The following is a 26,513-nucleotide window of genomic DNA, read 5'->3' on the forward strand; positions in this document are numbered from 1 at the left end:
CCATCATGAGTCCAGTCGTCATCGCCGTCATAGGAGTCGTCGTACTCCTCGTCCTGCTCGGCCTGGTGGTCGTCACCCGCTACAAGGTGGCCGGCCCGAGCGAGGCGTTCATCGTCACCGGGCGGCGCGGCAAGAAGGCCACCGACCCGGAGACCGGCCGGGTCTTCACCGACAACAGCGGCCAGAAGGTCGTCGTCGGCGGTGGTGTGTTCGTCGTGCCGTTCGTGCAGCAGAAGTTCAGCCTCGACCTGTCCTCGCGGCACATCCCGGTCGCGGTGCGCGGCGCGGTCACGCTGCGCGGCGTCAAGGCCAACCTGGACGGTGTCGCCATTGTGAAGGTGGGCGGCACCGAGGACTCGATCCGCGCCGCCGCCCAGCGTTTCCTCATGCAGCAGGACGGCATCGTCGGGTTCACCCAGGAGGTGCTGTCCGGCGCGCTGCGCGCCATCGTCGGCCGGATGTCCGTCGAGGACGTGATCCGGGACCGGGCCGCGTTCGCCGGACAGGTCGCCGAGGAGGCGGAGGCCAGCCTGTCCGGTCAGGGGCTGGTGCTGGACGCCTTCCAGATCCAGGACATCACCACCGAGGGCTCCTATCTGGAGGACCTCGGCCGGCCCGAGGCCGCCCGCGCCCGGCAGGAGGCCGACATCGCCGAGGCGGAGGCCCGGCGGGCCGCCGAACAGGCCCGGCTGAAGGCGGAGGAGGAGATCGCCGTCGCCCAGCGGACGTTCGCGCTGCGGCAGGCGGAGATCAAGGCCGAGACGGACGAGGCCGCCGCCCGCGCGGCCGCCGCCGGACCGCTCGCCGAGGCCGCCCGCCGGCAGGAGATCCTCACCCAGCAGGAGAAGGTCGCCGAGCGGCAGGCCGCGCTCACCGACCGCCAGCTCGACACCGAGGTCCGCAAGCCGGCCGACGCCCAGCGGTACGCCGCCGAGCAGGACGCCGAGGCCAAGCGTGTGGCCCGGGTGAAGCAGGCCGAGGCGGAGCGGCTGGCCGGGATCGCCGCCGCCCAGGCGGAGGCCGAGCGGGCACGGCTGACCGGTGAGGGCGAGAAGCAGCGCCGCAGCGCGCTGGCGGAGGCCGTCCGGCTGGAGGGCGCGGCGCAGGCGGCGGCCATCGGCGCGACCGGCGAGGCCGAGGCCGAGGCGATGCGGAAGAAGGCCGACGCGTTCGCCCAGTACGGTGACGCGGCCGTGCTGCAGATGCTCGTCGAGGTGCTTCCGCACGTCGTCGCCAAGGCCGCCGAACCGCTGGGCGCCATCGACAAGATGACGGTCATCTCCACGGACGGGGCGAGCCGGTTGACCCGTACCGTCGCCGACAACGTGGCCCAGGGCGTCGAACTGCTCGGCTCCACCACCGGAGTGGACCTCGCCGAACTGCTGAAGGGCATCACCGGACGGGTCGCGGGCGAGGCCCGCCCCACGGCCGCCGCACGCTCCGACGCCAACGGCAAGATCGAGATCGCCGACTGACCCGGCTCCACCGAGCCGATCGAGCAGCCCGGGTGGCCCCGCCACCCGGGCTGCGCCGCGTCCGGCCCCAAAGACGCACGTGTGCCCCTGGCATCGGGGGCACCGCACAGGCCGCCGACGCCGCCGAGACCCTGGACCGGATGGACCGGATGGACCGGATGGACCGGATGGACCGGATGGACCGGATGGACCGGATGGACCGGGCGGACCGGGCGGACCGGGCGGCGCAGGACGTCGCGACTCCGCCGCGTGCACCGCGGCCCGGCCACCAGGGGCTCCGGCTCGACCACGCACGGAACCCGCAGATTCAGCCCTGCACCCTCGCGGTCCGGAACGTCGTCGACGTCCTGACAGGAGGCTGATCGCCCCGTGTGGCGGACGAGCGTCCGGGTGGGTGGGAAGTGTGCCGCTTTCGGTCCGCCGGGGCGGCGGCCCTAGGATGGGCGCGATGATCGCAAACGAGCGGCACCCGTTCCCGCCCCCGCGGCGGTGGCGGGTGCTGCTCGTGCTCGGGGTGCTGGCCGGCCTGCTCGGCATGCACGCGCTGGCCCCCGGCGGCGCCGCCGCGAGCCCCCACCATGCCCCCGCCCCGAGGGTGACGGCCGTGGTCGCCGCCGACCCGGACTGCCCGGACGACGGGCACTGCGGCGGACACCACGCGCGGCACGCCGACCCGACCTGTGCGTCGGCCGCCGTGAGCTGGGGACCGGGCCTGCCCGCGCTCGTCCCGCACCCCGTCACCGCCGCCGCGCCCGCCGACCGGGCCGGCTCGTGCCCGGCCGCGGCCCCCGACGGAGCCCGCGCGCCGCCGTCCCTGGCGGAACTCCAACTCCTGCGGATCTAGAGGCCGCCCCCACCGCTCCGGGACCGTCCGGCCGATGCGGTGTTCGGCATGCCCACGATCCGTTCGTACAGCAGGAGTTCACGCATGACCATCCGCAGCACGACCCCCCGTACCCCGGTGCGCCGCGCGGCCCTCGTCCTGGCCGCGGCGGGTGCCGCCCTCGTCCTCGCCGCCTGCGGCAGCGACGGCGGCGGCGACAGCGGCCACTCGGGCAACGGCGCCACGCCGTCCGCGAGCGCGGACGCCACCGCCGCATCCCACAACGCCCAGGACGTCGCCTTCGCGCAGGGAATGATCCCGCACCACGAGCAGGCCCTCGACATGGCCCGGCTCGCCGCCGACCGTGCCTCCTCCGCCCGGGTCAAGGACCTCGCCACCCGCATCGAGAAGGCGCAGGACCCGGAGATCACCACGATGACCGGCTGGCTCCGGGCCTGGGGCGAGCAGGTGCCCGCGCCGGGCATGGACCACACCGGTCACTCCGGTATGGCCGGGATGATGGACGACAAGGACATGACCGCGCTGAAGAAGGCCACCGGACAGGACTTCGACACGAAGTTCCTGAACATGATGGTCGAACACCACAAGGGCGCCGTCGAGATGGCCACGACCGAGAAGTCCAAGGGCGCCTACGGTCCGGCGAAGGGCCTGGCCGACGCCGTCGTGACCGCGCAGAACGCCGAGATCGAGGAGATGCGGCAGCTGCTCGGCCAGGGCTGACAGCCGGCCGTGCCCTCCCGGCCCCGCACGGCCGGGAGGGCACGGGCACGCCTCAGACCAGCACCTTCTCCAACGCCCCGAGCGCGGACCGCAGCTCGTCGGCGGTGATCGTCAGCGGCGGCGCCAGCCGGATCGTGGACCCGTGGGTGTCCTTGACCAGGACCCCCTCCCGCATCAGCCGCTCACCGACCTCGCGGCCGGTGCCGATCGCCGGGTCGATGTCCACCCCCGCCCACAGCCCGCGCGAGCGGAAACCGACCACGCCGCGGCCCACCAGCGCGGTCAGCCCGTCCCGCAGGACCGCGCCCAGATCGGCCGCCCGGCGCTGGAACTCGCCGGTCTCCAGCAGCTCGACCACCGCCGTGCCGACCGCCGCCGCCAGCGGATTCCCGCCGAACGTCGAACCGTGCTCACCGGGCCGCAGCACCCCCAGCACCTCCCGGCCGGCCACCACCGCGGAGGCCGGCACGATGCCGCCGCCGAGCGCCTTGCCGAGCAGCACCACGTCGGGCACGACGGACTCGTGTTCCACGGCGAGGGTGCGGCCCGTGCGGCCGAGCCCCGACTGGATCTCGTCCGCGACGAACAGACAGCCCGCGCTCCGGGTCAGCTCGCGCACCCCGGTGAGATAGCCGTCGTCCGGGATGACGACCCCGGCCTCGCCCTGGATCGGCTCGATCAGCACCGCGGCCGTCGTCTCGTCGACCGCCGCCTCCAGCGCGGCCAGGTCGTTGTACGGGACGATCCGGAAGCCCGGGGTGAACGGGCCGAAGCCGCTCCGCGCCGACTCGTCCGTCGAGAAGCCGACGATCGTGGTGGTACGGCCGTGGAAGTTCTCCGCCGCGACCACGATCGTGGCCCGGTCGGCGGGCACACCCTTGACCTCGTACGCCCATTTGCGGGCGACCTTGATGCCGCTCTCCACCGCCTCGGCGCCGGTGTTCATCGGCAGCACCATGTCCTGCCCGGTCAGGCCGGCCAGCCGCGCCGCGAACCCGGCCAGCCGGTCGTGGTGGAAGGCGCGCGAGGTGAGGGTCAGCCGGTCGAGCTGGCGGTGGGCGGCCTCGATCAGCGCCGGGTGGCGGTGGCCGAAGTTGAGGGCCGAGTAGCCGGCCAGCATGTCGAGGTAGCGGCGGCCCTCGACGTCCTCCACCCAGACGCCCTCGGCACGGGCGACGACCACGGGCAGCGGATGATAGTTGTGCGCGAGGACCGGCTCCTCCGCGCGGATGAGGTCGGCGGACGTACGCGTGCGTGCGGGTGCTGTCATGAACGGATCTCCTGGGTGCAGCACTTGATGCCACCGCCGGCCTTGTGGAACTCCGACAGGTCGACGGGGACGGGGACATAGCCGTGGTCGGCGAGCCGCGCGGCAAGGGCCTCGGCCCGCGGCGCGATGAAGACGTGGCGCCCGTCGGAGACGGAGTTCAGCCCGAACGCCATCGCGTCGTCGCGGGTGGCGAGCACCGCGTCGGGGTACAGCCGCGCGAGCACCTCGCGGCTGCCCGGGGAGAAGGCCCCGGGGAAATAGGCGATGTTGTGGTCGTCCAGGACGAACAGCGCCGTGTCCAGGTGGTAGAAGTACGGGTCCACCAGGGTCAGGCCGATCACCGGCACGCCGAAGAACTCCTGCGCCTCGCGGTGGGCGTCCCGGGTCGTGCGGAAGCCGGTGCCGGCGAGCAGAAACCGGCCCGTCGGGACCAGGTCGCCCTCGCCCTCGCACACCGACTGGGGGCGGTACACCTCGTAGCCCGCCGTCTTGAACCACAGGTCGTAGTGGGTCGACTCGGGGCGGCGCTGAGGCGCGTGGAAGAGGGAGCCGAAGACACGGCCGCCGACGACGACCGCCGAGTTCGCGGCGAAGACCATGTCCGGCAGGCCGGGCACGCAGGGCACGGTCTCGACGGTGTGCCCATGGGCCAGGTAGGCGCGGATCAGCGACTGCCACTGCTCCTGCGCCAGATCGACGTCGACGCTGGTGTCGGGATGCATCCAGGGGTTGATCGCGTACTGCACGGCGAAGTGCCGGGGTGCGCAGACGAGGAAGCGCCGGGGGCGCGGCACACGGCTGTCGGGCACAGAGGTGTTCCTCCGCTTTCCTGCGGTGTCGACTGAGGGTGGCACCAAGGTAGGAAACGGGGGAGATGGCGGACAAGAAATGAGAGCTGCGCGGGTGCGCAGGAATGCTGCGTTGTGGGCGGAGAATACGCAGCACCGCTGCGTTGCGCCGGGTTTATTCGGGCGCTGCCTGGGTCGCGGCGGCCTCCGGGCTCTCCGGCAGCAGATGGGACAGCACCATCACACTGATCGTCTTCCGGATGAACGGCTCGACCCGGATCCGCTCCAGCACCTCCTCGAAGTGCCCGACGTCCCGGGCCCGCACGTGCAGCAGCGCGTCCGCGCCGCCCGTCACCGTCATCGCGGCCGTGATCTCCGGATGGTTGCGCACCACCTCGGCCAGCCGCCGCGGCGGTGCCGCACCCTCGCAGTACACCTCGACATACGCCTCCGTGCGCCAGCCCAGCGCCGACGGCTTCACGGTGGCCGTGAACCCGGTGATCACACCCGTCTCGCGCAGCCGGTCCACGCGCCGCTTGACCGCGGTGGCCGACAGCCCGATCGCCGAGCCGATCTCCGCGAAGCTGCTCCTGGCGTTCGCCACGAGCGCGGTGACGATCTTCCGGTCCAGTTCGTCGAACGGGGCGGTCCTGCTGTTCATGCGGGCACTGTATCCAGCGGGAACGTCCACGCCCGGCACATGTCCACCCGTACGGATTCCACCTACACTCCACCTTCATGCTGCGCGCCCTCGCCGTCGACGACGAACGCCCCTCGCTGGAGGAACTTCTCTACCTCCTGCACGCCGATCCACGCATCGGCAGCGTCGAGGGAGCCGGTGACGCCACCGAGGCGCTGCGCCGCATCACCCGAGCACTGGAGTCCGGCCCTGACGGGCCCGACGCCATCGACGTCGTCTTCCTCGACGTGCAGATGCCCGGCCTCGACGGCCTGGAGCTGGCCCGGCTGCTCACCGGCTTCGCGCATCCGCCGCTCGTCGTGTTCGTCACCGCGCACGAGGACTTCGCGGTGCGCGCCTTCGACCTGAAGGCCGTCGACTACCTCCTCAAACCGGTCCGCAAGGAACGGCTCGCGGAGGCCGCGCGCCGGGTCGCCGAGGTGCGCGGCGCCCCCCGCATCCCCGTGCACGAACCCGACCCGGACCAGTTGCCCGTCGAACTCGGCGGGGTGACCCGCTTCGTCGCCGTCGACGACATCACCCATGTCGAGGCCCAGGGCGACTACGCCCGGCTGCACACCGACCGTGGCAGCCACCTCGTCCGCATTCCGCTGTCCACCCTGGAGGACCGCTGGCGCTCCCGGGGCTTCGTCCGCATCCACCGCCGCCACCTCGTCGCGCTCCGCCACATCGGCGAACTCCGGCTGGACGCGGGCACCGTGAGCGTCCTGGTCGGCGGCGAGGAACTTCAGGTCAGCCGGCGCCACGCCCGTGAGCTGCGGGACCTGCTGATGCGCCGCACCACCGGATAGAGGAGGCCGCGATGGAGCCCACCGAACGCCGGGTCGTGGTCACCGGACCGCCCCGCCGCGCCCGCCGTACCCCCGGCCACCACCGGCCGCGCACCGAGATCGATGAGCAGACCACCCTCGGCCACACCTATGTCCGCTCCCTGATGCGCACCCAACTGCGGGCCGCGCTGGCCGTGTTCGCGGTCCTGGTACTGCTGGTCGGCCCGCTGCCCCTGGTGTTCGCGGCGGCCCCGCAGGCCCGCCGCCTCGAATGGCTGGTGCTCGGCTTCGGCCTGTACGCGCCGCTCGTCCTGCTCGCCCGCTGGTACGTGCGCCGCGCCGAACGCAACGAGCGCGACCTGGTGCGTCTGGTCGAGGACCGCTGAGACGGGGGATCGCAGACCACCGTGAACACCAGCTACGCCGTCACCGCCGTCGCCCTCGTCGTCGTCGTCACCGTCCTCGTCGGCGCCTTCGGCCTCAGGGTCTCGCGCACCACCTCCGACTTCTACGTCGCCTCGCGCACCGTCGGACCCCGCCTCAACGCCGCCGCCATCAGCGGCGAATACCTGTCCGCCGCCTCCTTCCTCGGCATCGCGGGTCTTGTCCTGGTGCAGGGCCCGGACATGCTCTGGTACCCGGTGGGCTACACGGCGGGCTATCTGGTGCTGCTCCTGTTCGTCGCCGCACCGCTGCGCCGCTCCGGCGCCTACACGCTGCCGGACTTCGCCGAGGCCCGGCTCGCCTCACAGGGCGTGCGACGGCTCGCCGGGGCGTTCGTCGTCGGCGTCGGCTGGCTGTATCTGCTGCCCCAGCTCCAGGGCGCCGGGCTCACCCTGGCGGTGCTCACCGACGCACCCGACCCGCTCGGCGGGATCATCGTGGCCGTGGTCGTGGTGGCGACGGTCGCGGCCGGCGGCATGCGCAGCATCACCTTCGTGCAGGCCTTCCAGTACTGGATCAAGCTCACCGCCCTGCTCGTACCCGCCCTGTTCCTGGTGCTCGCCTGGCAGGGCGACGGCGCTCCCCGGCACGCCTTCGACGAGCCGGCCACCTTCCGGGAGCAGCGTTCGCTGCGCGTCAAGGACACCCTCGACCTGCGGCTCGACCGGCCGCTGACGGTCACCGTGAGCGGCACGGTCGACGGCCGCCGGCACCACACCGACCGGGTCGCCCTGCCCGTCGGCACCCACCGCTTCGAACGCGGCACCCGACTGGCCTTCGCGCCCGGCGACCCGGTGCCGGCCGCCGTACAGGGCGCGGGCGGCGGCATGTCCGCCTCGCTCGCCACGGGGCGCGAGGAACGCCCGCTGTACGCCACGTACGGGCTCATCCTCGCCACCTTCCTCGGCACCATGGGCCTGCCGCACGTCGTCGTCCGCTTCTACACCAGCCCGCACGGCGTCGCCGCCCGCCGCACCACCGTCGCCGTCCTCGCCCTGATCGGCGGCTTCTATCTGCTGCCGCCCGTGTACGGGGCGCTCGGCCGGCTGTACGCCCCCGAACTCACCATCACCGGCGACGCGGACGCCGCGGTCCTGCTGCTGCCCGGCCGGATGATCGGCGGCCTCGGCGGCGACCTGCTCGGCTCGCTGGTGGCGGGCGGCGCCTTCGCCGCGTTCCTGTCCACCGCGTCCGGACTGACCATGGCCGTGGCGGGCGTGCTCACCCAGGACGTGCTGCCGTCCCGCGGAGTGCGGCACTTCCGGCTCGGCACGGTGCTCGCCATGGCGGTGCCGCTGGCGGCGAGCGTGCTGGTCGGCGGGCTGCCGGTCGCCGACGCGGTGGGGCTCGCCTTCGCCGTCTCGGCGTCGTCCTTCTGCCCGCTGCTCGTCCTCGGCATCTGGTGGCGGCGGCTGACCCCGCCCGGGGCCGCCGCGGGCATGCTGGTGGGCGGCGGTTCCGCGTTCGTCGCGGTGGCCGCGACCATGGCAGGACTGCCCGGCACCGGTTCCCTGCACGCGCTGCTCGCCTGGCCCGCGCTGTGGTCGGTGCCGCTCGGCTTCCTCACCATGGTGATGGTGTCGCTGGCCACCGCGACCCGGGTGCCGCCGGGTACGGCGGCCATCCTGGCGCGGTTCCATCTGCCGGAGGAACTGCACGCTCCGCTGGAGGGGGCATGATGCGCCGTCGGACGTCCGCGGCGGCGTCTTCGCCGGTCACGCGGTTCCCCGCGCCCCTTCGGGGCGCTACCCGGTCGCGCGCGGAGGCCGGGCGATGACCGGTTTCCTCGCGGGCCTGTGTGTCGCCGTCCTCCCGCTGCTCGCCGCCGGCTTCTGGCTCGGGCGGCGCACCGCGCGCCCGCAGAGCCTCGGCGACCTCGGCACGCCCGTCGAGCACGCCACCTTCCAGACCCTGCACACCGCCTCGCTCGCGGCGCCCCCACTGCGCGCGGGCCTCACCGAGGAGACCGCGCGCAGGTCGGCCCGCAGGCTGCGCACGCTGCTCGGCACCGACGCCCTGTGCCTGACCGACCAGAAGGAGGTCCTGGTCTGGGACGGCGTGGGCGGCCACCACCGCGGGGAGGTCATGGAGCGGCTGGCCGGGCCGCTGGAGACCGGCCGCGGCGAGGCGTTCCCGCTGTCCTGCGCGACCCCGGACTGCCCGGTCCGCTGGGCCGTGGTGGCGCCGCTCACCGTCGACGACCGGGTGCACGGGGCGCTGGTCGCCTGCGCGCCGCGGGAGTCGGCCGTGCTGGTCCGGGCGGCGGGCGAGGTGGCCCGCTGGGTGAGCGTCCAACTGGAGCTGGCCGACCTCGACCGGTCCCGCACCCGGCTCATCGAGGCCGAGATCAGGGCCCTGCGGGCCCAGATATCCCCGCATTTCATCTTCAACTCGCTCGCGGTGATCGCCTCGTTCGTCCGCACCGATCCCGAGCGCGCCCGGGAACTGCTGCTGGAATTCGCCGACTTCACCCGCTACTCGTTCCGCAGGCGCGGCGACTTCACCACCCTCGCCGACGAACTGCACGCCATCGACCAGTATCTGGCGCTCGTACGGGCCCGGTTCGGCGACCGGCTCGCCGTCACCCTGCAGATAGCGCCCGAGGTGCTGCCGGTCGCGCTGCCGTTCCTGTGTCTGCAACCCCTCGTCGAGAACGCCGTGAAGCACGGCCTGGAGGGCAAGTCCGACGCCTGTCACATCCAGATCACCGCCCAGGACGCCGGCGCCGAGGCGCTGGTCGTCATCGAGGACGACGGCGTGGGCATGGACCCCGAGGAACTGCGCCGGATCCTCGCCGGCGAGATCGGCCCCTCCGGCGGCATCGGCCTGTCCAACGTCGACGACCGGCTCCGCCAGGTCTACGGCGACGACCACGGCCTTGTCATCGAGACCGCGGTGGGAGCCGGCATGAAGATCACGGCCAGGGTGCCGAAGTACCGGCCGGGGGTGCACTCGGCGGCCCGGCGCACCAGCGAGTGAACCCGACCCGGGGCGAGCCGCCGCTCAGCCGCTCTGGGTCACGATCATGGCCAGGGTGAGCAGCCCCAGCACGACCCAGCCGAACCACAGCCAGCCGTTGCTGCCGAGCGCCACCGAGTAGGCCGTCACCACGACGAGTCCGCCGACGGTGAGCACCCCCATCGCCTTCGTGGAAGCATGCGTAGAACCGGGCATCGCGACACCCTCCTCCTGGTCCGTTCCCTCCATGGTGCCCCGTACCCCGTGGGAACGAATCCGCCCGGTACGGCCGGGCCGGAAGGAGACCTCGGCGGGCGCCCGCCGGTCCGGGGTCAGTCCTGGCGGGCGTTGAGCGAGGCCAGATAGGCGTTGTAGGCCTCCAGCTCCTTGTCGCCGTCCCGGTCGGCGGCCCGGTCCGTGCGCCTGGCCTGCCGCTGCTCGGAGCCGTACCACTGGAACAGCAGGGCGATCAGTACCAGCACCGACGGGATCTCGCTGAACGCCCAGGCGATGCCGCCCGCGGCGCTCTGGTCGGAGAGCGCGTCGATACCGAGCGAGGCCGCGGGGTTGCGGAACGTGTCGACCATCGGCGTGGACGCCATCATCAGCGCGATGCCGAAGAACGCGTGGAACGGCATACCGGCGAACAGTTCCAGCATCCGCATCAGATGTCCGGGCCGGTGCGGGCCCGGGTCGATGCCGATGATCGGCCAGAAGAACACCACACCCACGGCGAGGAAGTGCACCATCATCGCGATGTGCCCGGTCTTCGAGCCCATCAGGAAGTCGAACAGCGGGGTGAAGTACAACGCGTACAGGCTCGCGATGAACATCGGGATGGTGAACGCGGGGTGGGTGACGATCCGCATGTAGCGGCTGTGCAGCAGCGCCAGCAGCAGCTCGCGCGGACCCTTGTGGCCCCGGGCCGCGACCGGCAGGGCGCGCAGCGCCAGGGTGACCGGGGCGCCCAGCAGGATGAGGATCGGCGACAGCATGCTGATCACCATGTGCTGCACCATGTGCACGCTGAACATGACCATGCCGTAGTCGTTCAACTTCGTGCACATCATCAGCACGATGGTGAGCACACCCAGCACATACGAGACGGTCCGTGCGATCGGCCATGCGTCACCGCGCCGCCGTAGCCGCACGACACCCCACGCGTACAGGCCGAGCCCCAGCAGACAGGCGACGAGAAAGAACGGATCCGCCGACCACCCGAGCCCTCGTCCGAGGGTGAACGGCGGCAGATCCATGGTCATGCCATGCCCGCTGTGATCCATTCCGCAGGCTCCTGTTTCGTGGGGTTTGTACGCTGTCCGTCCCGAGACAGCCTAGAACCGCCCCACCCCCCACCCACGCCCGGGGTCAGCCCACCCCCCACCAGAAGCCCGAACAACAGCGCGCTCAGCGACACTGAGCCTGCACCCGGCCACAAAGAACACCCCCCACGGCGGTCCCCCGAGGGGCGCGGGGAACTGCGCGCTCAGCGACACTGAGCCCGCACCCGGCCACAAAGAACACCCCCAACGGCGGCCTCCCGAGGGGGGCGCGGGGAACTGCGCACTCAACCCCACTCACCCCGCACCTGACAACGAACCCCCACCCCCACGGCGCCCCCCGCTAAAGCACACACTCCGCTTCGTCGTACCGCTCCACCGGCACCGTCTTCAGCGTCTCCACGGCCTCAGCCAACGGCACGGTCACGATGTCCGTACCCCGCAGCGCCGTCATCCTCCCGAACTCCCCACGGTGCACGGCCTCCACCGCATGCCACCCGAACCGCGTCGCCAGCACCCGGTCGTACGCCGTGGGCGTCCCACCGCGCTGCACATGCCCGAGGATCACCGGCCGGGCCTCCTTGCCCAGCCGCTCCTCCAGTTCGAGGGACAGCTGCCGGGCGATCCCGGCGAACCGCTCGTGCCCGTACACGTCCCGGCCGCCCTCGTCGAAGTCCATGGTGCCGGCCCTCGGCTTGGCCCCCTCCGCGGCGACCACGATCGCGAACCGCTTGCCCGCCTCGAAGCGCTCCCCGACCCGGCGCGCCAACTCCTCGATGTCGAAAGGGCGTTCCGGTACGACGATGGCGTGCGCGCCGGCCGCCATGCCGGAGTGCAGCGCGATCCAGCCGGTGTGCCGCCCCATGACCTCCACGACGAGCACGCGCTGATGCGACTCCGCCGTGGTCTTGAGCCGGTCGAGGGCCTCGGTCGCGACACCCACGGCCGTGTCGAAGCCGAAGGTGACGTCCGTGACGGCGATGTCGTTGTCGATCGTCTTCGGCACGCCCACGATGGGCAGGCCGCTGTCCGAGAGCAGCCGGGCCGCCTTCAGCGTGCCCTCGCCGCCGATCGGGATGATCGCGTCGAGGCCCAGCTCCGCGACATGGCCGCGGGCCCGCTCCACCCCGTCCCGCAGATGGGACGGCTGGACCCGGGAGGAGCCGAGGATGGTGCCGCCGCGGGCGAGGATGCCGCCGACGGCGTCGAGGTCGAGCTTGAGCCAGTCGCACTCCAGCAGGCCCTTCCAGCCGTCCCGGAAACCGATGGCCTCGTCGCCGTGGTCGGCGACGGCGCGGTGCACGACGGACCGGATGACGGCGTTCAGGCCGGGGCAGTCGCCGCCGGAGGTGAGCACACCAATGCGCATAGCCCGAAATACCTTCTCGACGTGGGCCGGGGGCCGGACCACGCTGTCCGGCTCGATCCCGGCCACCCTACCGGCGCGAGGGGGTCGCTCCCCAGCGCCCGTCCGCCTGCTGGACGCGCCCGCACATGTGAGCGGACGGGCTGTCAACAGCGCCCCGAAGGGGCGCGGGGAACTGCGCGACCAGCCACAACGCCCCCGCAGCCGCACAACGACGTCCCCTCGGCGGGGCGGAACGTTCAAGCCAGCGCAGCGCTCACGCGGGTTGCTGCGCCGAGCCGATCCGCTCGTTGCGCAGCGCCTCGTACCAGCGGTCGTCCACCGGCGGCAGCGCGTTCACGTCGAGCGCCAGCTTCAGCAGCAGATCGGCGATCTGCGGGTTGCGGGCGAGTACCGGCCCGTGCATGTACGTGCCGAAGACGGTGTCGTTGTACGCGCCCTCCGTGCCGTCCCCGGTGCCGTTGCCGCGGCCGAGCCGGACCTGGGCGAGAGGGCGGGCCGAGGGGCCGAGGTGGGTGACGCCCTGGTGGTTCTCGAAACCGGTCAGCTGGGGCAGGCCCAGGCGCGGGTCGACGTCCCCGAGGACGTCGCCGACGCACCGCTCGCCCTCGCCGCGCACCGAGACCACGTCGAGCAGGCCGAGGCCGGGCTCGCGCTGGCCGAGGTCGTTGATGAACTCGTGGCCGAGGATCTGGTAGCCCGCGCACACCGAGAAGACGATCGCGCCGTTCTCCACCGCCTTGTGCAGACCCCCGTCGCGGCGCAGCCGCTCCGCCGCGAGCCGCTGCGGCCGGTCCTCGCCGCCGCCGATCAGATAGATGTCGCCGGAGGTCGGGATCGGCTGGTCGCTGCGCACGTCGAGCCGGGCCACGTCGAGTCCGCGCTGCCGGGCCCGGCGCTCCACGACGAGCGCGTTGCCCTGGTCGCCGTAGGTGCTCAGCAGGTCCGGGTAGATCCACACCAGACGCAGGCTGTTGTCGCTCATGAGGTGATCGTCCTTTGTGTCGAGTGTGCCGTCAGTTTCCGACCCGGCGGCGCAGGTCCTGGAACGCGGTGTAGTTCGCGATGACCTCGATGCGGCCCGGCGGGGACTGCTGGACCGCCTGGTCGAGGCTGTCGCAGACCTGGAAGTGCTGGTTCGCCACCTCCAGACGCACCGCGAGGTCCAGCTTCCGGTCGCCGATGACGACGATCGGGTGACCGGTCAGACGGGTGTAGTCGACGTCCCACAGCCAGGAGGTGTCGGTGCCGTCGGCGCCGCGCGCGTTCACGGAGAGGATCACCGGGGTGGGCGGCGGGTCGATCAGGGAGAAGGTCTCCAGCCAGCCCGCCGGGTTCTTCGCCAGCAGCAGACGCAGATCGCGGCCCAGGAACTGGACGACGTCATAGCGCCCGGCGACGGCCTGCACCTGGTACATGCGCTCCAGGGCGACCTGCGGCGGCACGCCGAAGACGGCGGCGACCGCCGCGGAGCTGGCGGCGTTGGCCTTGTTGGCACGGCCCGGCAGCTGGAGGTGAATCGGCCAGGCGGAACCGTGCGGGTCGAGGACGTGGTCCCCGGACAGCGCCCAACTCGGCGTCGGGCGGCGGAAACCGCACTCGCCGCAGTACCAGTCGTCGCCGGGGCGCTGCATCACACCGCCGCACGACGGGCAGGACCAGGCGTCGTCCTTCCACATCTGGCCGGCCGCGACCCAGATCACATTGGGCGAGGAGGAGGCGGCCCACACCACCAGCGGGTCGTCGCAGTTGGCGACGACGACGGCCTTGGAACCGGAAAGGCCCTCGCGCCAGTTCTCGGCGAGCATCCGGGTCTCGGCGGCCCGGTCGAGCTGGTCGCGGGAGAGGTTCAGCAGCGCGATGCACTTCGGGTCGGTGTCCCGGGCCACGCCCGCCAGGTACTTCTCGTCGACCTCGATCACGCCGTAGCGCGCGTCCGAACCGCCCGCGAGGGCCGAGGTGATGCCGGCCGGCATGTTGGCGCCGAGCGCGTTGGAGACGACCGGGCCCGCGGCGCGCAGCGCCTCGGCGATCAGCCGGGTGGTGGTGGTCTTGCCGTTGGTCGCCGACACCAGGACGACGTCCAGGTTCTGGGCGAGCCGGGCGAGGAGGTCGGGGTCGAGTTTCAGCGCGACCCGGCCACCGATCACCGATCCGCTGCCGCGCCCGGCGGCGCGGGACGCCGCCGCGACCGCCTTGCCCGCGGTCACGGCCAGCTTGGCCCGCGGCGTGAGCGGGTCCGAGTTGCCTGCCATCAGTTCTCGATCCTCCTTGCGTACGCGCCGCGCCTGAGCCATCCGGCAACGTGGTGTGGACGTCAGCCTATCGAGATCCGTTCGCACACCCGAATCCCGGCCCACGCCTGCGCGGCGGGGTGTGGGCCCAGGGAACCGTACCCTTGCGGCCATGCGAAACGGTTCGATCCGGGGAGCCCGCGGGCGGGTCCGGCCCCTCACCCTGCACGGCGACCCGGTGCTGCACGCCCGTTGCGCGGAGGTGACCGACTTCGGGGCGGGGCTTGCGGAGTTGGTGGAGGACCTGTTCGCGACGATGTACGCGGCGCGCGGGGTGGGGCTCGCGGCGAACCAGGTCGGCGTGTCCTTGCGGGTGTTCGTCTACGACTGTCCCGACGACGAGGACGTGCGTCACCTGGGGCATGTCGTCAACCCGCGGTTGGTGACGGCGGACGGGGTGGTGGTGCGGGGCCCCGAGGGCTGTCTGTCGCTGCCGGGCCTCGAAGCGGCGACGGAGCGGTACGACCACGCGGTCGTCGAGGGTTTCTCGGTGACCGGCGAGCCGGTCACCGTGCACGGCACGGGGTTCTTCGCCCGGTGCCTGCAGCACGAGTGGGACCACCTGGAGGGCGGGGTGTACGCGGACCGGGTCAAGGGCTGGCGCCGCACGCGTCTGCTCCGCCGGGTGAGGCGCGCGCCGTGGCATCCCTGACCGCGGTGTGTCGTTGGTGTGCGGATGTGTGTCGGGTCGTGGGGTGGGTGCGGGTGCGTTGTGGCTGGTCGCGCAGTTCCCCGCGCCCCTTTGGGGCGCTGTCGTGGGGGTCAGAAGCCTGGGCTGCCCAGTTTGTCGGCTGCCGCGGCCAGTCGGCCCCACAGCAGGTCGGCCAGGCTCTTCACCAACTCCGCGCGTGAGCAGGGGCGATCGCCCAGCCACCAGTCGCCGGCCGCGTGCATCATGCCGACGATCCCGTGGCCCCACACCCGGGCCAGCTGCTGGCTGCCCGGCCCCAGGTCGAGCCGTTCCTCGATGACCTGGGCCAGTTCCTCGCCCATCCGCCGCAGCAGCGGAGCGCTGTGCCTGCCGACGTCGAAGCCCTGATCGCTCTGCGAGCCCTCCGCCGGATGCATGAGGAAGCGATACACCTGCGGCCGGGACTCGATCGCCGCGAGATAGGTGTCCAGAGTGGACTCGACCCGCTCCCGCCGCTCCGCCGGGGCGTCCAGCGCCGCCCGCAGCGAATCGAGCAGCGCGTCCGTGTGCCGCTTGGCCAGGGCCGCGTAGAGGCCGCCCTTGTCGCCGAAGTGGCGGTACAGGATCGGCTTGGTGATGCCGGCCTCCGCGGCGATGGCGTTCATCGAGGCCTTCGGGCCATCACGCAGCACCACTCTGTCCGCGGCCTCCAGCAGCTCCCGCCGTCGGCGGTCGGCGGACCGCTGCTGGTCGGTCCGCTGCGTGGTGTCCATGTGATCTCCCCACCCGTGGTGATTCGGTGACGCCTGCGCAAACTAACACTGTCGGTGCCCCTGACATCGAACGGGAGGGCGACGGGCCGGTGGGAGTTGACTTTTCCTACCAGCCGGTAACAGACTCCTGTTACCGCAAGTAACATGCACGTGCCGCGCTGGAGGGGACATGGCCGAGTTCACCATGGAGCTCAACGACGAACAGAAGGAGGTCAAGGAGTGGCTGCACGGCTTCGCCGCCGACGTCATCCGCCCCGCGGCCGCCGAATGGGACGAGCGTGAGGAGACTCCCTGGCCGGTCATCCAGGAGGCGGCCAAGGTCGGCATCTACTCCCTCGACTTCTACGCCCAGCAGTACTTCGACCCCACCGGGCTCGGCATCCCGATGGCCATGGAGGAACTGTTCTGGGGCGACGCCGGCATCGCCCTGTCCATCGTCGGCACCGGCCTCGCCGCCGTGGGTGTCCTCGCCAACGGCACCGAGGAGCAGATCGGCACCTGGATCCCGCAGATGTACGGCGACGCGACCGACGTCAAGGTCGCGGCCTTCTGCTCCTCCGAGCCCGACGCCGGCTCCGACGTGGCCTCGATGCGCACGCGTGCCGTGTACGACGAGGCCAAGGACGAGTGGGTGCTCAACGGCACGAAGACCTGGGCGACCAACGGCGGCATCGCGAACGTCCACGTCGTCGTCGCCCAGGTGGACCCGGAGCTGGGCTCCAAGGGGCACGCCTCGTTCATCGTGCCGCCCGGAACCCGGGGGCTCACCCAGGGCCAGAAGTTCAAGAAGCACGGCATCCGCGCCTCGCACACCGCCGAGGTCGTCCTGGACGACGTCCGCGTACCCGGCTCGTGCCTGCTCGGCGGCAAGGAGAAGCTGGACCAGCGGCTCGCACGGGCCAGGGAGCGGGCGCGGGCGGGCGGCGAGCGGGTGAAGAACGCGGCGATGGCCACGTTCGAGGCGTCCCGCCCGGCGGTCGGCGCGATGGCCGTGGGCACGGCCCGGGCCGCGTACGAGGTGGCCCTCGACTACGCGCGGACGCGGGAGCAGTTCGGCCGGCCGATCATCGACAACCAGGGGATCGCCTTCCAGCTCGCGGACATGCGCACCCAGATCGACGCGGCGCGGCTGCTGGTGTGGCGGGCGTCCTGGATGGCCGTCAACGGCAGGCCGTTCACCGCGGCCGAGGGCTCGATGTCCAAGCTGTTCGCCAGCGAGACCGCGAAGAAGGTCACCGCCCAGGCGATCCAGATCCTCGGCGGCAACGGATACACCCGCGAGTACCCGGTGGAGCGGATGCACAGGGACTCCGCCATCTACACCATTTTCGAAGGCACCAGTGAGATCCAGCGCCTGGTGATAGCCCGCACCCTGTCGGGCATGCCGATCCGCTGACGACACAGACCCCGGCGCGGATCCGGGGGTATCGCCGGGCCGCCACGCGGTGGCCGAGGACGTCGCCCAGCCGCTCTGCGGGGTCCTCGACGAACTGATGCGGCAGGGGCCGGTCCACCGGATCCGACCGCCCGACGGCGAGGGCCGCCGCCGCGGCGAGGCGACGCAAAAGGCTGCCCGCCCGGGCGCCGGGCGGCCCGTGACGGGTCGCGGCGGCTCCCGGGCGGGGCCTTGGATCACTTGTGCCGTAGCGGAGTCAGTTGTTCGATGTCGTAGCGCTTGCGCAGCGCCTCGATCGCGTCGTGGTCCGGCGGGCCCCCGTCGCCCAGGATCTCCAGCAACTCCTCGAAGTACCGCTCGTGATCGGGCGGGGGAGACGCCTGGAAGAACATCTTCGCGGGGTTGTCCGTCGGATTGGCGAAGGCGTGCGGGCAGCCCGGCGGCACCACGATGACGGTGCCGGGCGTCGCCCGCACCACCCTGTTGCCGGAAGACGACTCCCACTTGCGCCAGTTGTCGGGCGTGCGGACCCGCGGTTCGAAGGCCAGCACGTCCAGTTCGCCCTCCAGCACGTAGAACAGCTCCTCGCTGCGCGTGTGCACATGGGCGCCGACGTCGAACCCGGGCGGGACCTCCACCTCGAAGGTGGAGGCCGTCCGCGAGTGCGTGCCGGTCACCTTGAACGTCACGCGCTGGGCCGGCGCCTGGACGATGCGCCCGTGTCCCGGCGGTACGAGCAGCCCCTCCGTCGCGGTCATCGTCACCTCACCACATCACGGGCAGCGTCTCGGGGCCGCGGACCACCGCGCCGCTGCGGAACGGAACCTCATCCGGCGGCACCGCGAGCCGCATCCCCGGTATCCGCTCCAGCAGGGCGTCCACCAGGAGTTGCGACTCCAGCCGGGCCAGCAGGCCGCCGGGGCAGTGGTGCGGGCCGGAGCCGAACGCCACATGCGCGTCGGGGGCCCGGTCGAAGTCGACGGTCCGCGGGTCGGGGAAGACGTCCGGGTCGCGGTTGGCGGCCGGGTACGACACATGGACCGGGTCGCCGGCCCGGATCCGTACGCCCCCGATCTCGACGTCCTCCAGGGCGATCCGGGGCAGTCCGACCGCATTGCGGTGCGGGACGTACCGCAGCAGCTCGTCGACGGCCCGGGGCCTGATCTCCGGCTCGGCGCGCAGCCGTTCGAGCAGATCGGGGCGGGTCATCAGCAGGTAGAGCATCCGACCGCTGTGGTGGGTGACCGCCTCGCCGCCGATCTGCAGGAGGACGGCCAGCCCGACCGCCTCCTCCAGCGACACCTCGCCGCGGCCCACGGCGCCGCCGAGCAGCGAGGCCACGTCCTCGGCCGCACTGTCCAGGCGCACCCCGATGAGGTCCGCGAAGTACCCGTACATCTCGTCCTTGGCCCGCTCGCCGTCCTGCTCGCCCTGCGCGCAGGACAGGATCTGCCGCGTCCAGGTGTGCATGTCCTGCCGGTCGGCACCGGGAACGCCCATCAGCTCGCAGATCACCGCGATGGGGAACGGGCCGAGGACCGCCGCGGTCAGATCGGCCGGCGGGCCCGCCCGGAGCAGGTCGTCGACCAGCTCGTCCAGCAGGGCACGGGCCTTGTCGCGGATCCGCTCCACGCCCTTCGCGGTGAACGCGGGCGCCACCGAGCTGCGCAGCCGGGTGTGACCGGGCGGGTCGCGGAAGGCGACCGCGCCACGGGACGGGACGACATGCGGGGCCGGCCGGGTTTCCTGCCGGTCCGTGACCGCCTCGCGGCCGAACCGGGGGTCGTCGGCCACCGCCCGCACGTCCTCGTACCGGGTGACCAGCCAGGCCCAGCCCTCGCCGCCCGGCAGTCGGATCCGGGTGACCGGACCCTCCCGCATCAGCTCGTCGAGCACCGGGTCGACGTCGATCCCGGTCGGCTCGGGCGCCGGCCGGTTCCGTACCGTCGGCACGGACCCGGCGAGTGTCTCTTCCGCCATGTCGTCGCTCAGCCCCTTTGCACCCAGCTGCCCACGGTCATCTCGGCGGTGATGCCGGGCCCGAAGCCGGCGAGCAGCCCGCGCGCCCCGTCCTCGGCGCCGCCCTCGTCGAAGAGCCGGCGCAACGCGTCCAGCACCACGGCGCTGGCGATGTTGCCGTACTCGGTCAGCGTGGACCGGCTGAACCGGAACGCGTGCGGTTCGACCTTCAGGAACTTGCTGAGGTCGTCGAGTATTCGGGGTCCGCCCGCGTGGATGACGTAGAAGTCCAGCGCGGACGCGTCCCAGCCGTGGGTGCCCGCGAGGTCCTGGAGCGCCGGGGCGAGCGGTTCCATCGTGGTGGGGACCCGCTTGTCCAGCAGGAAGTGGAAGCCCGTCGCGCGGACGTCGTAGGCGATCCAGTCCTCGGTCTTCGGGATCAGGTAGGACCCGTTGCGCTGGAGTTGCACGCCGGTGCCGCCCTGACCGCGCACCACGGCCGCGGCGATGCCGTCGCCGAACAGGCCGTTGGAGAGCAGCGAGCCGACGCCCAGGTCGGTGGGCTGGTAGCACAGCGAGCAGAACTCGCAGGCCACGATGAGGACGTTGGACTCGGGGTAGGCCGTGCAGAAGTCGTGGGCCCGGTTGATGGCCGCACCGCCGGCCGCGCAGCCCAGCTGGGCGATCGGCAGCTGCCGGGTGGTGCTCGGGAAGTCCATCTCGTTGATCAGCCACGCGGTCAGCGACGGCATCATGAAGCCCGTGCACGACACGTAGACGATGACATCGATGTCAGAGGTCAGGAGTTCCGCGTCGTCGAGTGCCCGTTGGATCACCGCGGGGACCCGGGCCTTCGCCTCCGCCTCGTAGAGCTTGTTGCGTTCCTCGAAACCCGGGTGCTTCAGGGTCTCCTCGATGGGCTGCACGATGTGCCGGGTGCGTACGCCCGTGTTCTCGATCAGTCGGAGGGCCAGTGGCAGCTGCGGATGGTCCGCGTGACGCGTACGCGCCAGTTCCAGTGTCTCCTCCATCGTGATCACGTTCTCTGGTACGGACACCGAGGGTCTGCACAAAGTCGCCATGAGCCGTCCCTGCTTTCGCCGTCCGGGGGTCTTCGCCCACCGGTGAGAAGGTGGTGTCCTCAGGTTCGCCCGACGGGGCGACGATCTCGCGCCGGGTTACTCCGAACCGGGGACCACGAGTCGTAAACGGACCTCGGCCCACGGCGCCCCGGCGGTGGACGCGATGCCGCCAACGGCCAAGGAATCACTGGCTTCCACGACCTTTTGGCCGGTCCACGAGCCGAGGGCGAATCGGCTCGTGGCGATGATCACGGAGCGCCGGGTGAGCCGGGTCGCGCTCGCCCGGCCGGCCCCGGAGCGGCGAGGGACGGCGGCCGCGCACCGGCGCGCTGTCCCGCACCCGGCCCAACGGGCCGCCGACCGGCCGAAGTCGACCACCTTCTTCACTCTGCCGGCCGAGTGCGAGGAGGCGCGGGCGCCCGGCCGGGGCATGCCCCGGCCGGAGGCCGCGCCTTGCCGTCGGCGGCCGACTGCTGCATCGTCGAGGGACAGATCGGGTTGCCCCACCGGAGGGTTGGGGGCCGCGCAGGAAGTCGGACTCCTGGACGTCGAGTTCGCGGTGGATGGGGTCGGCCCGGGCGGTGAGCTGTTCGCCGTCCGCGCGCGCGGCGACCGCCAACTTCGCTGCGCCGAGCGGGTATCACGCCCGCATCGCGGACTCGCTGCGCCGTCACCACGGCTCGCCGGACAGAGCCGCGCCCACTTCTCGCGTGACCGTTCCCCGGAGGCGCACCCGCGGGTGACCGCATCCGTGCAGGCGGCCCCGGACACGGGCCGCCTCGACAAGGAGAGCGTCCCCCTCTGCGGAAGCTGTACCGGACGCAGGAGGGCTGTTGCGGAGCGTGCTGTGAAGGGGGCGCAGCCTGCCGCGAGCGCGCTCACGGACGGCTGCCGCCGCCGGCGCGGAGCGCGCGTTACGGCGGGCCGCTGCTGTGGGCGATGCAGGCCACGTCGATGCGGTCGGCCAGCTTCGCGAGTTCGATCGTCAGCGCGGCCACCGTGTCCTCGTCGAGCCCGTCCTGCCCGGCCTCGACCAGTCGCAGCCACCGGCCGCCCACCGTGCGGAGCAGTTTGCTCACGTCGGCCGCGGCCACCTGCAGGGCACCGCGGTCGTCGACGATCAGAGGCAGGGTCACTTCGCGGTTCACAGATCGGATCGTAGCCCCGGAAAGGTCACAGACCCTGCCATACCGTGGTGATGTTGCAGAACTCGCGGATCCCGTGCCCGGACAGCTCACGCCCGTACCCGGACCGCTTGACCCCGCCGAAGGGGAACGCCGGATGGGAGGCGGTCATCCCGTTCACGTACACGCTGCCCGCCTCCAGGTCCGCCACGAACCGGTCGGTCTCGGCCTCGTCCCGCGTCCACACGTTCGAACTGAGCCCGAACGGCGAGTCGTTGGCGATCAGTACCGCCTCGTCGAGGTCGTCGGCCCGGTAGAGCGTGGCGACCGGCCCGAACGCCTCCTCGCGGTGGATGCGCATCTCGCGGGTGATCCCGGCGAGCACGGTCGGCAGGTAATACCAGCCGGGCCCCTTCGGGCGGTGACCGCCGCACAGGACCTCCGCCCCGCCGCGCCGTGCGTCGTCGACCAGGTCCTCCAGGTCGGCCCGACCCCGCTCGGTGGAGAGCGGGCCGACGTCCGTGTCCTTCGCCATCGGATCGCCGACCGTCAGCGCCCGCATCCCGGCGACGAACCGTTCGGCGAAGGCGTCGTAGACGTCGGTGTGCACGATGAACCGCTTGGCGGCGATGCACGACTGCCCGTTGTTCTGCACCCGCGCGGTCACCGCGACCTGAGCGGCCCGGTCCAGGTCGGCGGACGGCATGACGATGTACGGATCGCTGCCGCCCAGCTCCAGCACCGTCTTCTTCACCATCTGGCCGGCGACGGAGGCGACGGCCCGGCCGGCGGGTTCGCTGCCGGTCAGCGTGGCGGCCTTGACGCGCTCGTCGCGCAGCACGTCGGCGACGGCCCCGGAACCGATGAGCAGGGTCTGGAAGCAGCCCTCGGTGAAGCCCGCCCGGTGGAAGAGGTCCTCCAGGTAGAGGGCGGTCTGGGGCACGTTGGAGGCGTGCTTGAGCAGGCCCACGTTGCCCGCCATCAGGGCCGGGGCGGCGAACCGGATCACCTGCCACAGCGGGAAGTTCCACGGCATCACCGCGAGCACCGGCCCGAGCGGCCGGTAGCGCACCCGCACGCGTGACGCGCCGGAGTCCCGCGCGTCGGAGCCGGCGGGTTCCTCGTCGGCCAGCAGTTCCTCGGCGTGCTCGGCGTACCAGCGCATCGCCTTGGCGCACTTCGCGGCCTCCGCGCGGGCCTGCCCGAGCGGCTTGCCCATCTCGGTGGTCATGGTCCGCGCGATGTCCTCGGTGTCCTCGTCCAGGAGGTGCGCGGCCCGGAGCAGCAGCCGTCCGCGGTCCTCGAAGCCGCTCGACCGGTAGGTGCGGAACGTGGCCTCGGCGAGCTGGAGCCGGCGCTCGATCTCCTCCTCGCCCATGGCCTCGTACGTCTTGAGCGTCTCGCCGTTCGCCGGGTTCACCGTCGCGATGGGCATGGCCGACCTCCCTCGGAGCGGTCTGTGCTACGACCTTCCCGCGCGGCGCAGGGCTCCGCAAGGCGTGCAGGCCGTGGCGCTCCGCCGCCCCTCGGGGCGGCGCTCACCGGCCGGCCGCGAGCTGAGCCAGCCGGTCGAGGAACGCGGCCTGCGCCCGCACGATCAGCTGCCCGGCCCGGTCGAGCCCGAACCAGGCCACCCGGTCCAGCTCCGGGAACTCCCGGGGCCGCCCGGAGCGCGGCGGCCACTCCATCCGGAAGGTTCCGGGCACCACGTCCGCCGGGTCCAGGTCCCCTTCCACCGCCCACGCCGTGACGACCTTGCCGCCCGCTTGTCTGACCTCGCCGAGCGGTAGGGCCGCACCGTCCGGCGGCGGCAGGCCCAGCTCCTCCTGGAACTCGCGCCGGGCCGCGTCCCAGGCGCTCTCGTCGGCCCCGTACTCGCCCTTCGGCACGGTCCACGCCCCGGCGTCCCTGCGGGCGAAGAAGGGGCCGCCCATGTGGCCGAGCAGCACCTCCAGACCGTCCTCGGCGTGCCGGAACACGAACAGGCCCGCGCTGCGCCGGCCGGTCACGGCCGCACCTCGGGGTGCGCGGCGAGCAGCGACTCGACGGTGTCGGCCTGCTCCGGCCGCTTGTCCTCGCGGTAGCGGATCACACGGGCGAAGCGCAGGGTGACACCGGCCGGGTAGCGGGAGGACCGCTGCAGGCCGTCGTAGGCGATCTCCACGACGAGTTCGGGGCGTACGGTGACCACCCAGCCGTCGTCCGCGACGGCCAGCTCGCGCAGCCGCTCGGTCTGCCAGGTGAGCATCGCGTCGGTCATGCCCTTGAACGTCTTGCCGAGCATGGCGAAGCCGCCGTCCGGGCCGCGCGCGCCCAGGTGCAGGTTGGAGAGCCTGCCGGTGCGGCGGCCGTGTCCCCATTCGGCGGCGAGGACCACCAGGTCCAGGGTGTGCACGGGCTTGACCTTCAGCCAGGACGCCCCGCGCCGGCCCGCGCTGTAGGGCGCGTCCAGCGCCTTCACCACGACGCCCTCGTGGCCGCGTTCCAAGGTCTCGGCGAGGAACCGCTCCGCCTCCCGGACGTCCTCGGGGCCGGCCACCAGGGCCCGGCGCACCCGCATCGGCTCGGGCACCAGCCGGGCCAGCTCGGCGTGCCGCTCGGCGAACGGCAGGTCCAGCAGATCGCGGTCGCCGGCCGCGAGGGCGTCGAAGAACACCGGGGAGACGGGGACCTCCCGGGCGGCCCGTGCCACGTCCACCCGGGAGCCGACCCGCCCGGCCGTCTCCTGGAACGACCGGGGCCGGCCCGCCGGGTCGAAGGAGATCACCTCGCCGTCCAGGATGAACCGTTCGCCCGTCAGCTCCAGGGCGGCGGCCGTCACCTCGGGCAGCCGGTCGGTGATGTCGTCGAGCGTACGGGTGTGGATGCGCACCGAGTCGCCGTCCCGGTGCAGCTGGACGCGGATGCCGTCGAGCTTCTCCTCGACCGCGCAGGCGCCCAGCTTCTCGACGGCCTCCGCGACCGAGGCGGCGGTCCGCGCCAGCATCGGCTGCACCGGACGGCCGACGGTGAGCCGGAACCGGTCCAGCGCGCCGGGACCGTCCGCGAGCAGCGCCGCGGCGACCGCCTTGAGCGACCCGGCGAGCATCACCGCCCGCCGGACCTCCGCCGGGTCCGCCCCGGTCGCCTGCGCCAGGCCCTCCACGGCGACGGCGTCCAGGGCGCCCTGGCGCACCTCGCCGGTGAGCAGCCCGTGCAGGAAGCGCTGTTCGTCCTCGGTGGCCGCGCCGAGCAGCGCGCCGACCAGCCGGGTGCGCTCCGCCTGCGAGCCGGGTCCGGCGAGCTTGCCCAGCTCGGTGAGGCGGGCGTCCACCTCGCGCACGGTGAGGGACGGCTCCGCGGCCGGCGGCACGCGCCGGCCGAGCACCTTCCAGCCGACGCCGAGCCGGCCCTGCGGCGGCCGGCCCGCCAGATACGGGATGACGATCGGCACGTCGTCCGGCTCCGCGTCCCGGAACAGTTCGGCGAGCAGGGCGGTCTTCCGGGACCGGGCCGCGGTGGCCGCGACCTCCCGGGACACATGGGCGAGCCGGGCCAGCAGCATGCAGCCATGGTGCAACGGCGGCGCCGGGACTACACCCCGACGGCCGCGTCCAGATCGGCGAAGAGCAGTTCCCCGTTGATCGCCGCGCCCGCCCGGTAGCCGCGGCTCGCCGCGTTCACCACCTGTTCGGCGAAGCCGCTCGCGTTGCCCGCCGCCCACAGGCCCGGCACGCTCGTCAGGCCCCGCTCGTCGACCACGGGGAAGGTGCCGAAGGGCGTCTCGCGCATCTCGGCGCCCAGCCGTACCAGCAGATCGGTCTGCGGCACCGCCCGCGGCGCCACGAACAGCACCTCGCGGTCGTGGACCGTGCCTTCCCCAAAGGGGGTACCCCCGGCCAGCCGCACCCCGGTCAGCCGGTCGTCGGTGACCGCGAGCCCCGCGACCTCGCCCGGGACCACCCGTACCCCGGCAGCCGCCAGCCTGCGCAGATCCTCGTCGGACAGCTCGTCCTCGGCGACCCGGTGCAGGAAGAAGGTCACGTCCTTCGACCACTGGGTCACCATCAGCGCCTGGTGGACGCTCGACGGGGAGGTCGCGAGCACGCCGAACGCCCGGTCCCGCACCTCCCAGCCGTGGCAGTAGGGGCAGTGCAGCACATCCCGGCCGAAACGCTCGGCGACCCCGTCGACCGGCGGCAGCTCGTCACGCAGCCCGGTCGCCACCACCAGGTGCCGGGCGCGCACCGTCCCGCCGCCGGCCAGCGTCACGCCGAAACCGGTGTCGCGCGTCACGTCCACCGCGCGGTCCCGGACCAGTTCCACGCCGTAGCGCGCGATCTCCGCGCGGCCCGCGGCCAGGAACTCGGCGGGCGGCATGCCGTCGCGGGTCAGATAGCCCTGCATGTGCGCGGCGGGCGCGTTGCGCGGCTCACCCGCGTCGACGACCAGCGTGCGGCGCCTGGCGCGCCCCAGGACCAGCGCGGCGGACAGCCCGGCCGCCCCGCCGCCGACGACGATCGCCTCGTAGGTTTCCGTCTTGTCCGTCTCCTGGGTCTTCTGGGTCTTTTCGGTCTTCTCGGTCATGGTCGACCACCTCCACGGAGACAGTCGCCCGCACGCTGCCGCGTTGACAAACGCGTTTGCCGAAACTGCAATG

Annotated in this window: 27 protein-coding genes; 10 read left to right on the top strand and 17 right to left on the bottom strand. The window is 72.5% G+C overall.

The annotated features are described in order from the left end of the window. Window positions 1-5 precede the first annotated feature (5 nt). The 4 genes from ACFYTE_RS24590 (at window position 6) to ACFYTE_RS24605 (ending at window position 3,039) form a co-directional block, all read left to right on the top strand. Complete coding sequence (locus ACFYTE_RS24590) at window positions 6-1,475, top strand: flotillin family protein (RefSeq protein ID WP_388714204.1); 1,470 nt, start codon at window positions 6-8, stop codon at window positions 1,473-1,475. Window positions 1,476-1,507: 32 nt separating this feature from the next. Beyond that, a complete protein-coding gene (locus ACFYTE_RS24595) occupies window positions 1,508-1,837 on the top strand; it encodes a hypothetical protein (protein WP_388714207.1) in 330 nt (109 codons plus the stop codon). Window positions 1,838-1,923: 86 nt separating this feature from the next. Then, the gene (locus tag ACFYTE_RS24600; protein WP_388714210.1) at window positions 1,924-2,319 is read left to right on the top strand and encodes a DUF6153 family protein; all 396 of its coding nucleotides are present in this window, start codon (window positions 1,924-1,926) and stop codon (window positions 2,317-2,319) included. A gap of 84 nt (window positions 2,320-2,403) precedes the next feature. Beyond that, the gene (locus ACFYTE_RS24605) at window positions 2,404-3,039 is read left to right on the top strand and encodes a DUF305 domain-containing protein (RefSeq protein ID WP_388714213.1); all 636 of its coding nucleotides are present in this window, start codon (window positions 2,404-2,406) and stop codon (window positions 3,037-3,039) included. Between the two features lie 52 nt (window positions 3,040-3,091). Here the strand turns inward: ACFYTE_RS24605 and rocD are convergent, their stop codons facing one another. The 3 genes from rocD to ACFYTE_RS24620 all read right to left on the bottom strand — a co-directional run bounded on the left by rocD (window position 3,092) and on the right by ACFYTE_RS24620 (window position 5,758). Then, window positions 3,092-4,309, bottom strand: coding sequence for an ornithine--oxo-acid transaminase (gene rocD, locus ACFYTE_RS24610; protein WP_388714215.1), 1,218 nt, complete (start codon window positions 4,307-4,309; stop codon window positions 3,092-3,094). After that, window positions 4,306-5,118 carry a dimethylargininase gene (ddaH, locus tag ACFYTE_RS24615; protein ID WP_388714218.1) on the bottom strand — a complete coding sequence of 271 codons (813 nt, stop codon included), beginning with the start codon at window positions 5,116-5,118 and terminating at the stop codon, window positions 4,306-4,308. The genes rocD and ddaH overlap by 4 nt, the downstream gene beginning before the upstream one ends. A 154-nt stretch (window positions 5,119-5,272) precedes the next feature. After that, entirely contained in the window at window positions 5,273-5,758 is a 486-nt protein-coding gene (locus ACFYTE_RS24620; protein ID WP_388714220.1) for an Lrp/AsnC family transcriptional regulator, read from the bottom strand. 77 nt (window positions 5,759-5,835) lie between these two features. Between ACFYTE_RS24620 and ACFYTE_RS24625 the strand changes: the two genes are divergently transcribed. The 4 genes from ACFYTE_RS24625 to ACFYTE_RS24640 all read left to right on the top strand — a co-directional run bounded on the left by ACFYTE_RS24625 (window position 5,836) and on the right by ACFYTE_RS24640 (window position 9,990). Beyond that, a complete protein-coding gene (locus ACFYTE_RS24625; protein ID WP_388714223.1) occupies window positions 5,836-6,588 on the top strand; it encodes a LytR/AlgR family response regulator transcription factor in 753 nt (250 codons plus the stop codon). An 11-nt stretch (window positions 6,589-6,599) separates the two neighbouring features. After that, entirely contained in the window at window positions 6,600-6,953 is a 354-nt protein-coding gene (locus ACFYTE_RS24630) for a hypothetical protein (protein WP_388714226.1), read from the top strand. A gap of 21 nt (window positions 6,954-6,974) precedes the next feature. Then, the gene (locus ACFYTE_RS24635) at window positions 6,975-8,690 is read left to right on the top strand and encodes a cation acetate symporter (protein ID WP_388714229.1); all 1,716 of its coding nucleotides are present in this window, start codon (window positions 6,975-6,977) and stop codon (window positions 8,688-8,690) included. A gap of 94 nt (window positions 8,691-8,784) precedes the next feature. Further along, window positions 8,785-9,990 (top strand): sensor histidine kinase, encoded by a 1,206-nt coding sequence (locus ACFYTE_RS24640; RefSeq protein WP_388714232.1) that lies wholly within the window; start codon window positions 8,785-8,787, stop codon window positions 9,988-9,990. 24 nt (window positions 9,991-10,014) lie between these two features. Here the strand turns inward: ACFYTE_RS24640 and ACFYTE_RS24645 are convergent, their stop codons facing one another. The 5 genes from ACFYTE_RS24645 to ACFYTE_RS24665 form a co-directional block, all read right to left on the bottom strand. Further along, window positions 10,015-10,185: a hypothetical protein gene (locus tag ACFYTE_RS24645; RefSeq protein WP_388714235.1), complete on the bottom strand. Its 171-nt coding sequence runs from the start codon at window positions 10,183-10,185 to the stop codon at window positions 10,015-10,017. A 116-nt stretch (window positions 10,186-10,301) separates the two neighbouring features. Next, on the bottom strand, window positions 10,302-11,252 hold the full coding sequence (locus tag ACFYTE_RS24650; RefSeq protein ID WP_388714237.1) for a cytochrome c oxidase assembly protein: 951 nt from the start codon (window positions 11,250-11,252) through the stop codon (window positions 10,302-10,304). A 340-nt stretch (window positions 11,253-11,592) separates the two neighbouring features. Continuing rightward, window positions 11,593-12,618 (bottom strand): 6-phosphofructokinase, encoded by a 1,026-nt coding sequence (locus ACFYTE_RS24655; RefSeq protein WP_388714240.1) that lies wholly within the window; start codon window positions 12,616-12,618, stop codon window positions 11,593-11,595. A 253-nt stretch (window positions 12,619-12,871) separates the two neighbouring features. Next, on the bottom strand, window positions 12,872-13,600 hold the full coding sequence (locus ACFYTE_RS24660; protein WP_388714243.1) for a type 1 glutamine amidotransferase: 729 nt from the start codon (window positions 13,598-13,600) through the stop codon (window positions 12,872-12,874). Window positions 13,601-13,631: 31 nt separating this feature from the next. Continuing rightward, complete coding sequence (locus ACFYTE_RS24665) at window positions 13,632-14,870, bottom strand: MurT ligase domain-containing protein (protein ID WP_388714246.1); 1,239 nt, start codon at window positions 14,868-14,870, stop codon at window positions 13,632-13,634. Window positions 14,871-15,021: 151 nt separating this feature from the next. Between ACFYTE_RS24665 and def the strand changes: the two genes are divergently transcribed. Next, window positions 15,022-15,561, top strand: a complete 540-nt coding sequence (def, locus tag ACFYTE_RS24670; RefSeq protein WP_388714249.1) for a peptide deformylase — start codon at window positions 15,022-15,024, stop codon at window positions 15,559-15,561. A gap of 110 nt (window positions 15,562-15,671) precedes the next feature. Here the strand turns inward: def and ACFYTE_RS24675 are convergent, their stop codons facing one another. After that, on the bottom strand, window positions 15,672-16,313 hold the full coding sequence (locus tag ACFYTE_RS24675; RefSeq protein WP_388714253.1) for a TetR family transcriptional regulator: 642 nt from the start codon (window positions 16,311-16,313) through the stop codon (window positions 15,672-15,674). A gap of 169 nt (window positions 16,314-16,482) precedes the next feature. On the opposite strand from ACFYTE_RS24675, the gene ACFYTE_RS24680 reads away from it, so the two are divergent. Then, window positions 16,483-17,709 carry an acyl-CoA dehydrogenase family protein gene (locus ACFYTE_RS24680; protein WP_388714254.1) on the top strand — a complete coding sequence of 409 codons (1,227 nt, stop codon included), beginning with the start codon at window positions 16,483-16,485 and terminating at the stop codon, window positions 17,707-17,709. A gap of 236 nt (window positions 17,710-17,945) precedes the next feature. On the opposite strand, the gene ACFYTE_RS24685 is transcribed toward ACFYTE_RS24680, so the two are convergent. The 8 genes from ACFYTE_RS24685 to ACFYTE_RS24720 all read right to left on the bottom strand — a co-directional run bounded on the left by ACFYTE_RS24685 (window position 17,946) and on the right by ACFYTE_RS24720 (window position 26,440). Further along, on the bottom strand, window positions 17,946-18,467 hold the full coding sequence (locus ACFYTE_RS24685) for a cupin domain-containing protein (RefSeq protein ID WP_388714257.1): 522 nt from the start codon (window positions 18,465-18,467) through the stop codon (window positions 17,946-17,948). A 7-nt stretch (window positions 18,468-18,474) separates the two neighbouring features. After that, complete coding sequence (locus ACFYTE_RS24690) at window positions 18,475-19,689, bottom strand: cytochrome P450 (RefSeq protein WP_388714260.1); 1,215 nt, start codon at window positions 19,687-19,689, stop codon at window positions 18,475-18,477. Between the two features lie 8 nt (window positions 19,690-19,697). Beyond that, complete coding sequence (locus ACFYTE_RS24695; RefSeq protein WP_388714262.1) at window positions 19,698-20,750, bottom strand: type III polyketide synthase; 1,053 nt, start codon at window positions 20,748-20,750, stop codon at window positions 19,698-19,700. Between the two features lie 914 nt (window positions 20,751-21,664). Further along, window positions 21,665-21,898 carry a DUF6213 family protein gene (locus tag ACFYTE_RS24700; protein WP_351733442.1) on the bottom strand — a complete coding sequence of 78 codons (234 nt, stop codon included), beginning with the start codon at window positions 21,896-21,898 and terminating at the stop codon, window positions 21,665-21,667. 25 nt (window positions 21,899-21,923) lie between these two features. After that, window positions 21,924-23,309, bottom strand: coding sequence for an NADP-dependent succinic semialdehyde dehydrogenase (locus tag ACFYTE_RS24705; RefSeq protein WP_388714266.1), 1,386 nt, complete (start codon window positions 23,307-23,309; stop codon window positions 21,924-21,926). A 103-nt stretch (window positions 23,310-23,412) separates the two neighbouring features. Further along, entirely contained in the window at window positions 23,413-23,883 is a 471-nt protein-coding gene (locus ACFYTE_RS24710; protein ID WP_388714269.1) for an NUDIX domain-containing protein, read from the bottom strand. Continuing rightward, window positions 23,880-25,418 (bottom strand): ATP-dependent DNA ligase, encoded by a 1,539-nt coding sequence (locus ACFYTE_RS24715; protein ID WP_388714272.1) that lies wholly within the window; start codon window positions 25,416-25,418, stop codon window positions 23,880-23,882. Before ACFYTE_RS24715 ends, ACFYTE_RS24710 begins: the two co-directional genes overlap by 4 nt. A 29-nt stretch (window positions 25,419-25,447) precedes the next feature. After that, window positions 25,448-26,440, bottom strand: a complete 993-nt coding sequence (locus tag ACFYTE_RS24720) for an NAD(P)/FAD-dependent oxidoreductase (protein ID WP_388714275.1) — start codon at window positions 26,438-26,440, stop codon at window positions 25,448-25,450. Window positions 26,441-26,513: the final 73 nt, after the last annotated feature.

This window comes from Streptomyces sp. NPDC004629, from assembly GCF_042873595.1.
Lineage (GTDB): Bacteria > Actinomycetota > Actinomycetes > Streptomycetales > Streptomycetaceae > Streptomyces.

What these genes read in the sequence shown, in the direction of transcription:
- ACFYTE_RS24590 (WP_388714204.1), top strand. Translation starts at nt 6, where the DNA reads ATGAGTCCAGTCGTCATCGCCGTCATAGGAGTCGTCGTACTCCTCGTC.
- ACFYTE_RS24600 (WP_388714210.1), top strand. Translation starts at nt 1,924, where the DNA reads ATGATCGCAAACGAGCGGCACCCGTTCCCGCCCCCGCGGCGGTGGCGG.
- ACFYTE_RS24605 (WP_388714213.1), top strand. Translation starts at nt 2,404, where the DNA reads ATGACCATCCGCAGCACGACCCCCCGTACCCCGGTGCGCCGCGCGGCC.
- rocD (WP_388714215.1), bottom strand. Translation starts at nt 4,309, where the DNA reads ATGACAGCACCCGCACGCACGCGTACGTCCGCCGACCTCATCCGCGCG.
- ACFYTE_RS24620 (WP_388714220.1), bottom strand. Translation starts at nt 5,758, where the DNA reads ATGAACAGCAGGACCGCCCCGTTCGACGAACTGGACCGGAAGATCGTC.
- ACFYTE_RS24625 (WP_388714223.1), top strand. Translation starts at nt 5,836, where the DNA reads ATGCTGCGCGCCCTCGCCGTCGACGACGAACGCCCCTCGCTGGAGGAA.
- ACFYTE_RS24630 (WP_388714226.1), top strand. Translation starts at nt 6,600, where the DNA reads ATGGAGCCCACCGAACGCCGGGTCGTGGTCACCGGACCGCCCCGCCGC.
- ACFYTE_RS24640 (WP_388714232.1), top strand. Translation starts at nt 8,785, where the DNA reads ATGACCGGTTTCCTCGCGGGCCTGTGTGTCGCCGTCCTCCCGCTGCTC.
- ACFYTE_RS24645 (WP_388714235.1), bottom strand. Translation starts at nt 10,185, where the DNA reads ATGCCCGGTTCTACGCATGCTTCCACGAAGGCGATGGGGGTGCTCACC.
- ACFYTE_RS24650 (WP_388714237.1), bottom strand. Translation starts at nt 11,252, where the DNA reads ATGGATCACAGCGGGCATGGCATGACCATGGATCTGCCGCCGTTCACC.
- ACFYTE_RS24655 (WP_388714240.1), bottom strand. Translation starts at nt 12,618, where the DNA reads ATGCGCATTGGTGTGCTCACCTCCGGCGGCGACTGCCCCGGCCTGAAC.
- ACFYTE_RS24660 (WP_388714243.1), bottom strand. Translation starts at nt 13,600, where the DNA reads ATGAGCGACAACAGCCTGCGTCTGGTGTGGATCTACCCGGACCTGCTG.
- ACFYTE_RS24665 (WP_388714246.1), bottom strand. Translation starts at nt 14,870, where the DNA reads ATGGCAGGCAACTCGGACCCGCTCACGCCGCGGGCCAAGCTGGCCGTG.
- def (WP_388714249.1), top strand. Translation starts at nt 15,022, where the DNA reads ATGCGAAACGGTTCGATCCGGGGAGCCCGCGGGCGGGTCCGGCCCCTC.
- ACFYTE_RS24675 (WP_388714253.1), bottom strand. Translation starts at nt 16,313, where the DNA reads ATGGACACCACGCAGCGGACCGACCAGCAGCGGTCCGCCGACCGCCGA.
- ACFYTE_RS24680 (WP_388714254.1), top strand. Translation starts at nt 16,483, where the DNA reads ATGGCCGAGTTCACCATGGAGCTCAACGACGAACAGAAGGAGGTCAAG.
- ACFYTE_RS24685 (WP_388714257.1), bottom strand. Translation starts at nt 18,467, where the DNA reads ATGACCGCGACGGAGGGGCTGCTCGTACCGCCGGGACACGGGCGCATC.
- ACFYTE_RS24690 (WP_388714260.1), bottom strand. Translation starts at nt 19,689, where the DNA reads ATGGCGGAAGAGACACTCGCCGGGTCCGTGCCGACGGTACGGAACCGG.
- ACFYTE_RS24695 (WP_388714262.1), bottom strand. Translation starts at nt 20,750, where the DNA reads ATGGCGACTTTGTGCAGACCCTCGGTGTCCGTACCAGAGAACGTGATC.
- ACFYTE_RS24705 (WP_388714266.1), bottom strand. Translation starts at nt 23,309, where the DNA reads ATGCCCATCGCGACGGTGAACCCGGCGAACGGCGAGACGCTCAAGACG.
- ACFYTE_RS24715 (WP_388714272.1), bottom strand. Translation starts at nt 25,418, where the DNA reads ATGCTGCTGGCCCGGCTCGCCCATGTGTCCCGGGAGGTCGCGGCCACC.
- ACFYTE_RS24720 (WP_388714275.1), bottom strand. Translation starts at nt 26,440, where the DNA reads ATGACCGAGAAGACCGAAAAGACCCAGAAGACCCAGGAGACGGACAAG.